The following is a 16,784-nucleotide window of genomic DNA, read 5'->3' as shown; positions in this document are numbered from 1 at the left end:
TTCTCCTTTATAGTTTAAAGTTATTTAGAAAGCCTTTTTTTTATTGTACCATACCTTAATTGTGTGAAATTACATCTAATTACAATCTTACCGTATACAATGTAAAACAAACATACTAATTAACATAATATTTAGTATTTTGTGATAATTTATATCTGAGGGGGTTAATTAGCATTAAAAATTTAACATGTTCTATTATAGTTAAATAATAAGTCAATTATTTAAAATACGAATTAATTACTTATTAAAAGGGAAATATTCGAGTCAGCGCTTACAATAAATATTTATACACAAATGTATGAAAATGTATCTTAAAATGACCACGTTACTGGGATATTATCAATTATAATTGAAGAGGAAAAGGCCCATGCAGCATATTTTTCAAAATTACTAGAGCAAATAATAGTATAAATAAATGCTAATGGTATGAAATTTACAATATATAGCTTAATAATAGCATTACGTTAAGTCCAGCAACAATAAGTCCAATAACCCAAAGAGCAATTTTATCAAATCTAGTGTTAACATACTTGCCCATAACTTTTTTAGAAGAAGTTAGATATATTTGAAGAAATATAGTTATAGGAAGTTGTATACTTAATAGCATTTGTGAGTAGATTAAGCCTTTAAAGGGTTGTGATATAAAAAATATAACTATTACGGCACCAACTAAAGTAATTCCTACGCCCAATTTAGTATGGGTATCATTAATATCATATGGTTCCCCAAACATTCCTGCAAAAATACTACCACCGGCCATACCTGCAGTTACTGACGAGGATATTCCGGCAAAGAGTAGAGCTAAAGCAAAGACTACTGATGCTGTGCTTCCAAGTAATGGTGTCAGCATTTGCTGAGCTTGATCAAGCTCTGTAACATGAATTTTCTGCGAGAAGAAAGTAGCTGCAGCAATAAGTATCATAGCACTATTTATAGCCCAACCCACTATCATTGAAAAGAAAGTGTCCATAAATTCATATTTAAGTTGTTTTTTTATTACACTTTCATCTTTTAAATTCCACTGGCGACTTTGTATTACTTCTGAATGAAGAAACAGATTATGGGGCATTACAACTGCACCTAGAACACTCATTATTATCGGAATAGAACCCGTAGGAAAAGAAGGTTTTACCCAGCTAATCATTGCTTTTCCCCATTCGATATGGACAAGACTTAATTCGAATATAAAAGATATTCCTATTATAGAAACAAAACCAATAATCCATCTTTCTAGTTTTCTATAAGAATTTGTAAATAACATCCATAGAATCAAACCTAAAACTAGTACTGTTCCGAGTTTTATAGGGATACCAAATAACATATTTAAAGCAATAGCGCCACCAAGTAGTTCTGCAAGCGCAGTAGATACTGCGGCAATTACTGCAGAGCCAAGCACTAATTTGTTTAGTCTTGGTTTTAATGTGGCGGTAGATGCTTCTGATATGCAACTCCCTGTAACAATTCCAAGATGGGCAGCATTATGCTGAAGAACAATAAGCATAATAGTTGAAAGAGTTACCATCCAAAGTAGAGTATAACCAAAATCAGCACCAGCGGAAACGTTCGCTGCCCAATTACCGGGGTCTATAAATCCTACGGTTACGAGTAACCCAGGTCCGATATATTTTAAAAAATCTAATGCCATAAATTTAGGTTTATGACCTTTCTTTGATAACAATGTACTAAATGAAAAACTCATGATAACACATCCATCCTTTATAATCATTTAACATATATTATATAGTAATTATTATTTAAATCAATATCTACGTTATTAGTAGCAAACAGATTAATAAATCTAAAAGGTAAATGAAAGATACCACAATAGTTTGAAAGTGAAAAAAGCACTCATAAAATGAGCGCTTTTGGTGCAGATGACAGGAATCGAACCTGCATGCCGTAAAGCGCTAGACCCTGATTCTAGTGCGTCTGCCAATTCCGCCACATCTGCATAAATGGTAATTATTATGGCAATTAAATTATTGTTTCCACCATGAAAAGATGGTATCTTAATTAAATGACCAATGGAGAAATTTACTTACTTTAACTATATTATCATTTAACCGAATATATGTAAATAAAATTTTAAAAATATCTTTGAGATAGATTATTTTTTATAAGATGTATAATTTTTTAACAAAATGTTGAGTGTTAAAAACAAGATGCTTATAAATTAATAACAAAATTGTGTTTGTAAAATATCAAACTTGTTTTTACAAAACAGTAAACGTTATAATTATACTATAAAAACAAGTACATATTAAAAGAAATTTAAGGGGGAAGTCAAATGAATGTAATCGGTTTAAGTTACAACGTTGAGAAAGATAATAATGGACAATATTTTTTAGAGTTTTACTATAATCAAAAGTTGATTGCCACAAACTCAGGTGGGGAACTATCTATTGAGATAGAAAATGAAGATCGCTCATATCATGAAACCATTTTGGGTTGGAAAGCAGACGATTGTAAGGAAGGTGACGGGTGGGTTAAGTTAACCGGAAACTATTATTGCAAAATACTTACAACTAACATTACTGTGGAGGTGAAATATAGCATTGTAAACAAAGAGGTTTTAAAAAAAGAAATTTCTCTGTTTCAATCCAATATACCTATGTTATTTTACTCAGTGAAAAATACCCTCACTCCAGTTGCGAATGGACAGCAGTATTGGAGCTTTGATAAATTTAACCATGAGGGGGGGATTGTACATGGTACATATCCGGCGGCTGGTTTCATTTCAAAAGACAATATAGCGGTAGGTCTATTAACCGATGCTGGGCACCGAAATCTATGGACACGTAACACTCGCAGACGTCCCAATTTTAATAAGAAGGGTTTTACAGCAATCCAAAAAATATGTGACGCAAGGCTACTTACCATAGAGCATGGTAGTGTGAATCTTCAGTTTGGAAATTTATCGGATTATAGCCAAGGCGATAAAAAAGTGATGTTGTGTTTGCCAGAAATGCAATGGATTCCAATGGAAGGAAGCACTCTTGAAATAGAAAAAGAAGAATTTGAAATTAAAGGAGAAAAATCTTGTGGATGCTACTTGCCTTACATACTAGAGGATGGATATTATGAAGTTTCATTTGAATATAAGGCTTCAGCACCTTTGCATCTTAAGGTTTTGAAAGATAATCCTAAAGGAGAAATTCAGGCATTCCATTATCAAGATGATTTGCCATGCAATTCTGATTCCTGGCTAGCTTTTGAGGATACATTTTTCATCTCTGATACGGAAAACCTGCCTTCACTTCTACAATTATGGCAGAGCTCTGATAGTGGGGCTAGCACACTTCGTATTCGAAGTCTTAAGGTAACAAGGCATATTGGCAAGGAAATTCCATACCACAAATTGAAAATAGGATGCACCGAGAGTAAAACTATATTTATATTTGCAAAGCCTGCAAGCTCAATTCGTGAACTACGTTTGGCAAGTCAGATATGTTTGTCAGATGGGCTTGAATTTTTAGGAAGTGATGTGGAAAAAATATTGTTTGCAGATATGCAGATGTTGACCTGGATCACTAGCAATGTTGATTTTACTCCACTTAATGTGCCTAGTATCAATTATGCACCGGATATGTATAACCGAGATTCGTTTTGGAGCATTTGTGGCATAGATGATGAATTTTTATCCAAAAAGATTTTTGACCGCTGGGGGAAAACTCAGATTGCAAGCGGTGGTATTGGTACAATAGTAACCCCTTGCACTGGTAGTATTGAAGTAAAGGGAAATGAAGCAACTTGCGAGTGGCTCTGGTGGGCACTTATTAATAAGAATAAATACGGAATTACGCCACCTTGGGAAAAAATAAAGTCAGCATTTTCATTTTGCTGGAACGAATTTGACCCAGAGAAGTCCGGAATATGTCAGGCTCATTTTGTCATGGGTCAATATGATGTTTCCACCTATCCGGGGGACAAAAAAACATCGGCACTTTCTGTAAATCAAGGCGTTTGGGCGATTACATTGCAGGTAGCTCGTGACCTTGGACTTGATGTAAACCAGGAATGGATTGACAAGGCAATTGATGAATATCGTGCTTTTTATGATTCGTCTCTCGGCTATATGATTAATGACAAGTGTTTTCCTTATGCTATTTCTGTGGGTGACCTTATGCCGGAATTCGTTTCCTTGTGGCTATGGAACAAACCAATGCTAAATTCCGAAGTAGTGCTAAACACTCTTGATCGAATCCCTGTTATAGGAGATTGCGCTGCGTTTATAGGACACGAGGGAAATAAGTTCTTTTCTAAGGAAAACAAGCCTTGCGACTTAGAGTTCTTCTGGCAAGATGGAATTTATTATAACGGTGGCAGTTGGATGCGGGAAGAAATAATGGCCTATGTTTGTGGAATGAAGCATGGATGGAAGCCTGCAAAACAGCGTATTGAGAAACGACTTCTAGCTGAAATTAATTTAAACGATGATGAGCCCTTTAGCCATGAGTTTCTACCTCTAGATTTATCTCAGAAAAATTGTTGGTGGCCTAGTACAAGAGTATTTTGTTGGAATGTATTTTCTCTTACGGCCTTAAAGGTGGCTGGACTTCGAAAATAACGTATATATATAACACTATAAATGATAAGGCAACAGTTTTGCTTAGCAAAATTAAAGCCCTCATAAACACTATGTTTGTGTGGGTTTTTGCTTCATAATATTTAACGAAACATTAAGTGTTAAAAACAAGATGTTCATAAATTTCTAACAAATCTGTTTTTGTAAAATATCAAACTTGTTTTTACAAGTTTGTAAACGTTATAATTATATTATCATAAGAAATTAAAAAAATTGAGAGGGAGGGTATATCATTAATGACAAATTTAAAATTGGAAACAAAGCCAGTAAAAAAGAGTAAAAAGAATTCCTTCTTTAGAGAAATAAATAAAAATAAGGGATTATATATTTTATTACTTCCAGGACTTATTTACTTCATAGTATTTTGTTATTTACCAATGATTGGTCTATATATTGCTTTCGTAGATTATAATCCACTTGCAGGAGTATATGGTATGGCTAGTAAGTTTGTGGGAACTGCTAATTTTAGTTTCTTTTTTACTTCTAATGATTGGATCCAAGTAACTTTTAATACATTATATTTAAATACATTATTTATAACAACCGGATTACTTACTCAAATATTATTAGCTATAGGGTTAAATGAATTAGGAAATGAAACTTTCAAAAAAATAACTCAGACATTTATGTTTCTTCCTAACTTTATATCCTGGACAGTAGTTTCAGTATTTTCTATTGCATTATTTTCAACAGATGCAGGAGTTATAAATCATATTTTAAACTTTGTTGGGATTGACAGTGTAAATTTCTATCAAAATGCATCAGTTTGGCCAGGGTTACTTGTATTTCTTAGAATTTGGAAGGGAGCGGGTTTTGGAACAGTAATATATCTTGCTTCAATAACTTCGATTGATCAAGAAATATATGAAGCAGCTAAAATAGATGGTTCAAGTAGATTGCAATCTATATTTTATATAACAATTCCTATGTTAAAGACAACAACAGTTATGCTTCTAATTTTATCAATTGGTGGAATTTTTAATGGTGACTTCGGTATGATCTTTGCTCTAATAGGGGACAACCCATTACTAAGATCTACAACAGATGTAATAGACACATTTGTTTATAGGGCATTAAGACTTAACAATGATGTTGGAATGTCGTCGGCAGTTGGTCTTTTTCAATCGGTGCTTGGATTTATAATGGTTATAACTGCAAATTCAATTGCTAAAAAAATGTCGGACGATTCATCATTGTTTTAATAAATATTTTTCAAGAGGAGGACAATAATGAAAAACGAAAACTTGCAAGACAAGATTCTTTTGTTTTTTTTCTACTCAATAGTTACTATATTTTCATTAATATGTTTAGCACCTTTATACATTGCACTAGTTTCGTCCCTTTCAAGTGAAACATCTTTATTAAAAGATGGATATGGATTGTTAATTAATGATTTCAGTTTAACTGCATATAAACTAATTTTCAGTGGAACTAATACAGTTCTAAATGCTTATGCGGTAACAACATTTACAACGGTAATGGGTGTATTTTTAACACTGATATTAACAAGTTCTTTTTCTTATCCACTTGCCGTTACTACCTTAAAATATAGAAATACTATTTCTTTAGTGGCATACATTACTATGATTTTTAGTGGTGGTCTGGTACCGAGTTATATACTTACAACTCAGTTTCTTCATTTGCATAATAATTTATTAGTATTAATTATTCCAGGTTCACTTAGCGCAGGTAATGTATTTTTTATGAAAAACTATTTTAAAAGTATACCTAAGGCTCTCTCTGAATCAGCGAAAATTGACGGAGCTTCAGAGATATACATTTATTTTAAAATAATTCTTCCACTTGCAAAACCAATACTTGCAACTATTGCTCTTTTCGCTTCAATGCAATATTGGAATTCTTGGTATAATGTACTTCTTTATATTGATGATAGGAATCTATATACGCTTCAATACCTTATAATGCAGCTACAACAACAAGTTGACTTCCTTACTTCTAATTTAAATCCACATGCCCTTGCTTCTATGGGTAGCATGGTTGTTCCTGCTATTGGAATAAGACTCGCAACAGCGATGGTTTCCATAGGACCAATAATAATACTTTATCCTTTTCTTCAGAAACATTTTATAAAAGGACTCACAATTGGAGCTGTGAAAGGTTGATGTTAAAAAACTTATAAATTGGCTAAAACCCGAAATGGGTAGCATATATAAAAATTATACGAGGGGGAATTAAAAATGAGAAAATCAATAATAAAAAGACTATCAGTTGTGGTAGCAACAGGCATGATGGTTACAAGTCTTTCAGCTTGCGGAGGTAAAACTGCGAAGGTAGATGCTAATAATAAATCTGGATTACCATTAGTTACTCTCGAATTTTTAGGACCAAGTAACACATCAACAATTAATAACTGGGATGCTGTTATGGCAAAATTCTATGAAGAGACTAAAGATACTTTAAATTTAAAGATTAATTATACTTTTACTACTTTTGATAATATAGGGCAGAAGATATCACTTAAATTTGCAGCGGGGGATTCACTTGATTGTACTTTTAGTGCACCATGGACAAATCCTAATATTAGCCAAATGGTTTCAAAAAGCCAGATATCAAATTTGGATAAGTACTTTACAGACAGTAAATACCCAGGACTACAGAAAGCATTTAATAAGGATTACTTAAAAAATAATAGTTTTGCTGACTCAACAGGAGAGTACCATGTATATGGAATACCTTTCTCTCATGGATTTACTGCAGCAGGCGCTGTATATTATAGAAAGGATTTAGCAGATAAGTATGGAATAGGCGAAATAAAATCTTATGCTGATTTGCTAAAATATAATGATGCTATAAAAGCAAATGAAAAGGGAATGATTCCAATGTCATGGCTTGGATCTTCTGATGGATTATCAGGTACCCTTCAATCATTTATTGATCCAGTTTCAACTAAACATAATACAGTTCTTCAAGCTGGCGTAGGTATGGTTATAAATGATGATGGCTCAGTTTATGCTTCAACAAATGCAATTTCTCCTTCGCTAGATCCTGAATATAAAAAACTTTTAGAAGCTCCAGCTAGCACAGCAGATCCACTAGCAGAATATAAGACTGCAAGAGACTGGTACACAAAAGGATATGTTGAAAAAGATATTCTAAGTCAAAAGGATGCAGAAGCTCAATTCGCATCTGGTAAGGCAGCTTCATTTATTCGTGCTGTTGATACTTATTCTGAAATAGAGGGAAGGTTAACAAACGGAGTGCCAGGAGCAAAATTAGGTTATTGGTGTCAAAATGAAGAACCTAAGTCAATGGGTACAGATTTTAGAGCTTGGAACTTTGGAGTTCTTCCTGTAACATCAAAGAATCAAGATAGGACTATGAGTTTCTTTAACTGGTTATACTCAGATGAAAAAAATCATGACTTATTCGAACTTGGAGTTGAAGGTAAAGATTGGGAAGCAGTTGGCACGGATAAATACAAAGTACCAACAGGCGTAGATGCAAAGAATGTTTATAATTTCCCAGGGTTTATAATGACATGGAATCCAACAATGCAAAAATTTGATTCGAAAAATCCTGATGCTATAGTTAAAAAGATGAATGATTATGGTGATACAAATTTCTACTATAAAACAGCTGATGCAGGTTTCACATTTGTTCCAGATGATGTAAAAAATGAACTAGCTAAGATGGGAGATATACAATCATTAACTAGAGCAGTTCAAAACGGAGTTACTGCGGACATAACAGGTCAACTAGATGATATACAAAAAAAATATGAACAAGCAGGGTTTGCTAAGGTTAGAGCAGAAGTCTTAAAACAATATACAGCATGGTTGAAAAATAATCCATATAAAGGTGAATAATTAATTCACAGAGGCATCTATAAATAGATGCCTCTTGAATTTTGAGAAACATAATTTACTGATTCTTCCTCATAATAATCTAATGTGCTATAATTAAAACATAAGAAAATGTATAAGTAGGTGATAATAATGGGAGAATTCTGGTTAAAAAAGAGATTGTTTTTCAGGAAAAATTCACTTTTAATAAAAATAATTGTTTCATATATTATTGTTGGGACAACTTTATTGTCTTTATTATCTGTATTTCTTTATAGGAGTTTTGAGGCAAATACATTACAACAAATACAAGATAATAATGAGAAAATGCTATATCAATCTTATAAAATGACAGAGACATATTGGGTTTCAACATTTGGATACATGTACCAACAGTATATAGGGGACTCCGTATTAACGCAGGGACTTGAGGGGACAGATCTTACTGCAACAGATTATGCTAGAATTTCTAAACAACTGTCTAATATTAAAGAATCAAATAATTTTATAAGTTCAATTTATTTATATAATGTTAAATCTGATTTAATATTCTCAAATTTATCTACGGCTGCAAATTTAAATGATTTTTATGATAATGAATTTTTAAAAAGTTTAGATAAGTATGAACCTTCAAGAATGCCTTTTCTATTGCCAAGGAAGGCTACTTATACTTTAAATGGGCAAAAACAAAACACTAACATAATTTCACTGATTTTTATGCAAAAGGATACTGATAAAAGAATTACTTCTTTACTTGTTTATAATTTAGACGAACAAGTACTTCAAAAAGTTGTTACTTCAGAAGATAATGATAAATCAAATGAGATATTTATTATTGATAATAATGGAATTGTAATTTCACATCCAGATGAACAAAAAATAAATACTAATATGAAAAATGATGAGTTTATAAAAAAAATTTTAAACTCAGATAATAGCAGTGGTATTTCTATTGACACAGTAGATGGGAGAAAGACTGTTATAAACTATAAAAAATGGGCGAATTTACAATGGACGTTCATTAGTGTAAGCGATTATAATGCATTAGTAAAAAAAGCTGCATCCATACAACATAGTGCAATATTTATAATATGTTTTTTCATTTTCATAAGTATTTTTATTTCTCTAATATTTACAAATAATATATACGTACCTATCATTAGATTAATAAAAAAAATCAGATCTAATAACAAGAATGGTGAAATATCAGGTGTAAGTGAACTTGAGTATTTGTATGATACCTATGAATATTTACTTCGAAATATAGATAAGTCTAATTTATCGTATTTAGATTCTGAAGTAATGAAAAAGATTGTATTAAATCAGTTAATTCATAGTGATTATAATGATATAGAGTATATAAAAAAATCTCTTGAAAATATAAAAGTTAAATTTGATTATAAGTATTTTGTTGTAATAGTCTTTAGGGTAGATGATTACTCTAATTTATGTAAAAAAAATGATAAAGAAGCCAATAAGTTATTGTTATATGCTATATGTAATATCTGCAATGAGGTTTTTAGAAATGTCTTCGAAGTTTTAGAGGTATGTGAAGCAGGAAAAGATAACATAAGTATTATAATTAATCATAATGAATCTGAAATTAATTTAGAAAAAATTAACAAAACTATGATTGAGGTTCAAAATGCAGTAGAAAAATGTTTATCAATATCTATAACAGGTGGGGTATCTAATAGTGCGCAAGATGTTAGCCAAATCTGGTATTTGTATGACAATGCATTTGAATGTACAAATTACAGGGTTATTCATGGGTACAAATCAATAGTAAATTATACACAATTACAAAGGGAAATTTATGTATATCCTCAGGATATAGAGGGGCAAATTATAGATTCATTTAAAAATATTGATGAACATGATTTAAATAAAAATTTAAATGATTTTATAATATATATCAGTGAATTTTCTTATGATGAGATGCAACTAGCCCTAACGCAGTTATCTTTAGTAGTTTTAAAGTGTTTTAAAACTGAAGTTAGCGATGACTCATTTGTTATATCACAACTTGATTTTGGTTATAAATCAATAAATAATATGTTTACAACATTCGATAGAGTGGATAAAATAGAACAATCGTTTAAAGATATTTTCAATAAAATATTGAATGCTTTTAAAGCTCAAAAAGATACGAAACATGCAGACGTGATAAGTAATATAATAAAATACATTGGTGAAAATTTTGGTGATTCAACTATTTCTATTAATACTCTAGCTGAAATAGTAAGTCTTTCACCCAATTATCTAAGAACTTTGTTCAAACACAGTATCGGTATTTCAATTTCAAATTATATTGTGAAATTAAGAATTGAAAAAACAAAGGAGTTACTAATAAAAACTGATTATACGGCTTATAAGATTTCAGAGATGGTAGGTTATAATAATAGTACGTATTTTTATACAGTATTTAAAAAGTATTGTGGTAAATCTCCAGATGAATTTAGAAAAGAAAATAAAGAGGTTAAATAGAGAAAGACAACGAGAGTTGTCTTTCTCTACTAGGAGGAAATAAAATGAATGTTACTGGATTAACTTACAACGTAGAAAAGGATGGAAGTGGAAAGTTTTTTTTAGAAGTTTATTATGACCTAAAGATTATTGCAACGAACTTTTGTGGGGAACTATTTATTGAACTTGAAAATGAAGACCGCTCATATCACGAAACTATTTTGGGATGGAAAGCAGACGAGTGCGAGGAGGGTGATGGATGGGTTAGGCTAACAGGTAACTATTACTGCGAAATGCTTACAACTAATATAATGGTGGAGGTTAAATACAGTATTGTAAACAAACGTGTTTTAAAAAAAGAAATCAGTCTGTTTCAACCAAACATACCTTTGCTATACTATTCGGTGTTAAGCAGCATTACGCCCACAGAGCCAGCATTACAGTATTGGAGCTTTGACAAATTCAATCATAGTGAAGGGATTGTACACGGTACCTACCCAGCAGCTGGTTTTCTTTCAAAAGAAAATATAGCGGTAGGTTTGTTAACCGATGCTGGACACCGAAATCTATGGACACGTAACACTCGTAGACGTCCACATTTTAATAAAAAGGGGTTTACAGCAATCCGAAAAATATGTGACGCAAGGTTACTTACCATAGAAGATGGCAGGGTGAATCTTCAGTTTGGAAATTTATCCGATTATAGCCAAGGGTCTAAAATCGATATAAAGTGTTTGCGGCAAGATCAGTGGATTGCTATGGACACAAGCACTATTGAACTTAGAAATGAAGAACTTCAAATTAACGGTGAAAAATCTTGTGGATGCTACTTGCCATACATATTGGAAGATGGATATTATGAAGTTTCATTTAAATATAAGGCTACAGCGCCTCTGCATCTTAAGGTTTTAAAAGGTAATCCTAAAGGAGAGATTCAGGCATTCCATTATCAGGATGATTTGCCTTGGGGCAGTGAATCTTGGCTAGCTTTCGAGGATACATTTTTCATCTCTGATACGGAAAACCTGCCTTCGCTTTTACAAATATGGCAGTCGAGAGTTAGCCAGGCAGGTTTGCTTCGTATCCGCAGCCTTAAGGTAACAAGGCATGTTGGAAGAGAAATTCCATACCATCCTTTGAAAATAGGGTGCAAGTCAAGTAAAACAGTGTTTATTTTTGCACAACGGTTGGACTCAATTCGTGAGCTACGTTTGGCGAGTCAGACACGTCTTGCAGAAGGGCTTGGATTTTATGGAAGTGATGTTGAAAAAATATTGTTTGCAGATATGCAAATGCTTACATGGATTTCTAGTGATGTGGACTTTACACCTCATAATGTGCCCAGCATCAATTACGCACCAGATATGTATAACCGCGATTCGTTTTGGAGTATTTGTGGAATCGATGATGAATATCTTTCCAAACAGATTTTTGACCGCTGGGGGAAAACTCAGCTTGCCAGTGGTTGTATTGGAACAATTGTTACCCCTTATATGGGTAGCGTTGAAGTAAAAGGGAATGAAGCAACTTGCCAGTGGCTTTGGTGGGCACTTATTAATAAAAATAAATACGGAATTAATCCACCAATAGAAAAAGTAGAGCTGGCATTTTCATTTTGCTGCAAGGAATTTGATCCTAATAAAACTGGAATATGTCAGGCACATTTTGTGCTGGGAGAAAACGATGTTACAAACTATACGGGAGACAAAAAAACTTCTGACATATCGGTAAGTCAAGGTGTTTGGGCGGTCACATTGCAAGTAGCACGCGATCTTGGGCTACCTATAAGTGAGCAGTGGATTCAAAAGTCAATTGATGATTATTGTAATTTCTATGATCCGTCTCGAGGTTATATTCTCAATGACCGGTGTCATCCTCACACTATTTCCGTGGGTGATCTCATGCCGGAATTTGTTTCCTTGTGGCTTTTTAGCAAGCCTATGTTAAGTAGTGAAGTCGTAATAAAAACCCTTGACCTTGTTCCTGTTACCGGTGACTGTGCCCTTTTCCTCGGTCATGTGGAAAACAAATACTTTTCCGATGAAGATAAGCCTTGGGATGCTGAATTTATCTGGCAGAATGGTGTTTATTGTAACGGCGGCAGTTGGATGAGAGAAGAAATAATGGCATACGTCTGTGGAATGAAGCATGGCTGGAAACCTGCAAAAGAGCGTATTGAAAAACGGCTTATGGCGGAAATTAATTTAAACTGGGATGAGCCCTTTAGTCATGAGTTTTTACCTACGGATTTATCTGTGGTAGATTGCTGGTGGCCCTCTACGCGAGTATTTTCCTGGAATGTGTTTACTCTTACAGCCTTAAAAGTGGCTGGCCTCCGCAAATGAGACTTAGAGGTGAATTTATAACAAAACAGTAAGTGTTAAAAACAAGATTGTTATAAATATTTAACAAATTAGTATTTGTAAAATATCGAACTTGTTTTGTCTTTAATGTAATCGTTATAATTAAATTATAAAAGCAAGATGAAATTTTTTGATAATTAATCATTAGGAGGGGGAATTATAAGTGAAATCAATGAAACTAAAGAAGTTTATGAGTGTTGCACTAAGTTTTTCTATGTGCTTTACGCTTATAGAAAACGTAATACGAACTGATATTGTTAAAGCAGATAGTAATAGTCAAAGTGACATTCCTACTGTAGAGGCTTGGCCTAATATACCCAGTCCTTTTAATATCCGGGATTGGAATAAAACTGCTAATGATTTTTATGATTTAGCTTTTAATACAAAAGCTAAAGGAACAGATTTTCCAATGATAAAAACATTTAATGTTAACACGCCATCTACTGGAGGATTTATTGGAGAAACTTTTACTATGCCAAGTTATTTAAGTAGCTCTTGGAGTCGAAATGCTACTCCTGGTTATGGTGAAGGTGTAGCAACTCTTCCTGCAGTATTAGGAGCAAGCCTTATGGGTAAGAATATGACAAAATTTAGAAATAAGAATTGGGTTAAAATGATTGAGACCTACTACAGCAAAACTGAAGATGGAAGAGGATTTATTTCAAATAATCCCTCAAAATTAGATTCAACTGACAGCTTTTGGTATGATTTATACCCAACTATTCTGTTTTCTCAAATTGCATCTCTTTATCCGAAAGAGACTACAATTCAAGAAAAAATGAAAGATGTTAATAATAGTTGGCTTGAGGCGTTAAAGGTTTTGGACAATAATTGGGATAAACAAGGATTTTCCTTTAAAGATATGACGGCGGTGGGTTCGGACCACTTGGAACCTGATGCTTCAATTGGTGTTGCATATATAGAATATATGCCTATGTAAAATCAGGAGAGGCAAAGTATTTAGAGGCTGCAATGAAATGCATGACACAAGCAAGTAATTTTAAATTTAACCCATTATATGAAATTGTTGGATCTTATGGACCGTATGTTGCTGCAAGAATGAATGCAGAAACTGGTACAAACTATCCAGTTAGTAAATTTTTAAATTGGGTTTTTTCAACAACATCAGATAGACGATCAGGATGGGGAAGCATTACTGGCAAATGGGGAGAGTATGATGCAAATGGTCTTTTGGGTAGTACAACAGATACAGGAGGATATGCCTTTGCAATGAATACTTTTGTTACTGCTGGACAAATAGCGCCAGTAGCAAGATATTCACCTGAGTATAGTAGAAGCATTGGAAAATACTTATTACAAGTAGCGAATAATGCTAATTTATTTTATCCAGATGGGTTACCAAGTAATATGCAAAGTAATTATGATTTAGCGAAAAAAGATAAATTTAATTTTATAGCTTATGAAGGGGTAAGAAATAAAGGTGAGACGCAACCGTATGCAACAGGAGATGCTCCAGATTATTTCGGAGTTTACAGTTCTACTCCTGTAGGCTTGTTCTCTTCAATAATTCACAAGACAAATGTTCCTCAAATATTACAAATTGATTTGTTAAAGACAGATATTGGACATGATAAAGATGCTTACCCAACATATTTGTATTATAATCCTCTCAAAGAAGCGAAACGAGTTAAAATACAAGTTGGAAATAAACCAAAAGATCTCTATGACGCTGTAACAAAGACTTTTATAGCAACTGGAGTAACAGGTAATGCAACTTTTAATCTTGGAGCAGATAAAGCCGCTCAGATTGTTGTGGTACCAGCGCGTGGTAAAATTACACTATCAGGTAATAAGATACAGATAAATGGAAAAACTGTAACTTATAAAACTGCATCTATTAATATCAATGGATATGCAGATGGTCAGGAAGTATCAGGAACTATACCTCTTGATATTGATATCAATGTACCGAGTGATGATGTTTTGAAAAAAGTAACAGTTGATCTTTCGGGTGAAAATGTATTTAGTGGTAATAGTATTCCATCAATCTTAAGCATTGATACAACAAAGTATGAAAGTGGGAAGAAAACACTCAATGTTAGTATTGAAACAGTGAAGGGTTTAAAATATTCAAGTTGCATTGATTTAAATATAAGAAATGTTTTAGGAGAAAAAGCCATTTCTGCTAATGCAGATGATATGGCTTTATGGATAGGGGAGGGTATAACTGTAACTAAAGATGTTACTAGTGGTAATGCAATATTTGCAGTAAAACCAGGAAACACGTGGGGACCCGCTTCAAGCAATACTTTTGATTTAGACTTTGATAGACAACCATTATTAAGTGTAGATCTAATATCATTAACTAGATCATGGGGAGTCAAGCTAGTAGTAGAAGATCTTGGTAAGGAGTTTTACATCCAAGGTGATACGGCTAGTAATGGTATGCAAAAATATGATATACAAAATGTGTTAGCATCAGAAAATATAACAGGAAAACACAAAGTTCATTTGATACTTTTCGTATCTGGTGGTATAGATGCTTCAGCACAAGTTAAAACTGTTGAGGTACAGCATATGAAAAAGTTACAATAATATAGAATTAAACGATTGCTAATAGTTAATGAAAAGAAAATTAAATATAGGAGTGGTAAAATGAAAAAATCTCATAAACTAAAGACTTGTAATGATCTATTAATTGAATTTTATGGGAAAAATGTAAATGTATTAGGCGAAAAACTAAAGTTTCTAGGGGTACAGGGAAGAGATGTATATAATATAACAAAACCTTTTGAAGATGATGGTGAACTTATAATTGCTGGAAGAGTAGAGCCTAGAGATAGTGAAGTATCAGAAATTAATTTCTTTAGAGAAGTAGATGGAACCTGGGAAATGGCGGAGAGAAAGATAAAACTTAATCTTCAAGATCCTTTTGCAACAAAGATTTGTAGAGAACTTATTCTAGGAGGAGTGGAGATATTTCCACATCCTAAATTAGAAGGGTGTTTAGCCTACAGAACTGTCTTTTATAGGGGAGCAGATATAAACAGCCTTCAGAAATTTGCTGTAGGACCTGATTTAATGAAGGATATTAGATTATTAGAATTATCTGGGGGAAGAATTCTAGTATTTACTAGACCTCAAGGTGACACTTTTGGAAGAGGTAAAATTGCATTTAATATAATAAATTCTTTAGAGGAATTAAATGCCGATGTAATATCTAATGCAGAACTATTAGAATCTCAATTCGTAGATGAAGAGTGGGGGGGAGCCAATGAATTACATGTACTTAATAATGGATTAATTGGAGTGCTTGGACATGTTGCTTCTTTTGATGAAATAATGGATAGACATTATTATGCTATGGTCTTTTCCTTTAATCTTGAAACTAAAAAAGCTTCACCCATTAAACTTATAGCCACAAGAAAGAACTTTAAACCTGGAGAGTACAAAAGAAAAGATATAATAGATGTAATTTTTAGCGGAGGAATTAATAGGATTGAAGGAGCAATGGCAGAGATATATGTAGGTGTTAGTGATGCGGAATCACATAAGATATTAATTGATGATCCATTCGTGGAATATGAAAGCACAAATAAATAAGCA

The 16,784-nt window shown here is 32.9% G+C and carries 10 protein-coding genes and 1 tRNA gene; 9 read left to right on the top strand and 2 right to left on the bottom strand.

What is annotated here, in order from left to right:
• Positions 1-433 precede the first annotated feature (433 nt).
• Both ACREVX_RS09970 and ACREVX_RS09965 read right to left on the bottom strand, forming a co-directional pair.
• Entirely contained in the window at positions 434-1,699 is a 1,266-nt protein-coding gene (locus tag ACREVX_RS09970) for an Nramp family divalent metal transporter (RefSeq protein ID WP_431544043.1), read from the bottom strand.
• A gap of 167 nt (positions 1,700-1,866) precedes the next feature.
• Positions 1,867-1,951, bottom strand: a tRNA-Leu gene (locus tag ACREVX_RS09965).
• Positions 1,952-2,287: 336 nt separating this feature from the next.
• On the opposite strand from ACREVX_RS09965, the gene ACREVX_RS09960 reads away from it, so the two are divergent.
• From ACREVX_RS09960 to ACREVX_RS09920, 9 genes are all read left to right on the top strand, one after another.
• Entirely contained in the window at positions 2,288-4,567 is a 2,280-nt protein-coding gene (locus ACREVX_RS09960; protein ID WP_431544042.1) for a hypothetical protein, read from the top strand.
• A 254-nt stretch (positions 4,568-4,821) separates the two neighbouring features.
• Positions 4,822-5,787, top strand: coding sequence for an ABC transporter permease (locus ACREVX_RS09955; protein WP_431544041.1), 966 nt, complete (start codon positions 4,822-4,824; stop codon positions 5,785-5,787).
• Positions 5,788-5,814: 27 nt separating this feature from the next.
• Complete coding sequence (locus ACREVX_RS09950) at positions 5,815-6,708, top strand: carbohydrate ABC transporter permease (RefSeq protein WP_431544040.1); 894 nt, start codon at positions 5,815-5,817, stop codon at positions 6,706-6,708.
• A 75-nt stretch (positions 6,709-6,783) separates the two neighbouring features.
• Positions 6,784-8,412, top strand: coding sequence for a DUF3502 domain-containing protein (locus ACREVX_RS09945; protein WP_431544039.1), 1,629 nt, complete (start codon positions 6,784-6,786; stop codon positions 8,410-8,412).
• A gap of 129 nt (positions 8,413-8,541) precedes the next feature.
• Positions 8,542-10,875, top strand: coding sequence for an AraC family transcriptional regulator (locus ACREVX_RS09940; RefSeq protein ID WP_431544038.1), 2,334 nt, complete (start codon positions 8,542-8,544; stop codon positions 10,873-10,875).
• 44 nt (positions 10,876-10,919) lie between these two features.
• A complete protein-coding gene (locus ACREVX_RS09935) occupies positions 10,920-13,199 on the top strand; it encodes a T9SS type B sorting domain-containing protein (RefSeq protein WP_431544037.1) in 2,280 nt (759 codons plus the stop codon).
• A gap of 181 nt (positions 13,200-13,380) precedes the next feature.
• Entirely contained in the window at positions 13,381-14,157 is a 777-nt protein-coding gene (locus ACREVX_RS09930; protein ID WP_431544036.1) for a hypothetical protein, read from the top strand.
• A 32-nt stretch (positions 14,158-14,189) separates the two neighbouring features.
• On the top strand, positions 14,190-15,773 hold the full coding sequence (locus ACREVX_RS09925; protein WP_431544035.1) for a hypothetical protein: 1,584 nt from the start codon (positions 14,190-14,192) through the stop codon (positions 15,771-15,773).
• Positions 15,774-15,833: 60 nt separating this feature from the next.
• Positions 15,834-16,781: a DUF1861 family protein gene (locus ACREVX_RS09920; RefSeq protein WP_431544034.1), complete on the top strand. Its 948-nt coding sequence runs from the start codon at positions 15,834-15,836 to the stop codon at positions 16,779-16,781.
• Positions 16,782-16,784 lie beyond the last annotated feature (3 nt).

This window comes from Clostridium sp. (assembly GCF_050717545.1).
Lineage (GTDB): Bacteria > Bacillota > Clostridia > Clostridiales > Clostridiaceae > Clostridium_AD.
This window is presented reverse-complemented; position numbering and strand designations above follow the sequence as displayed.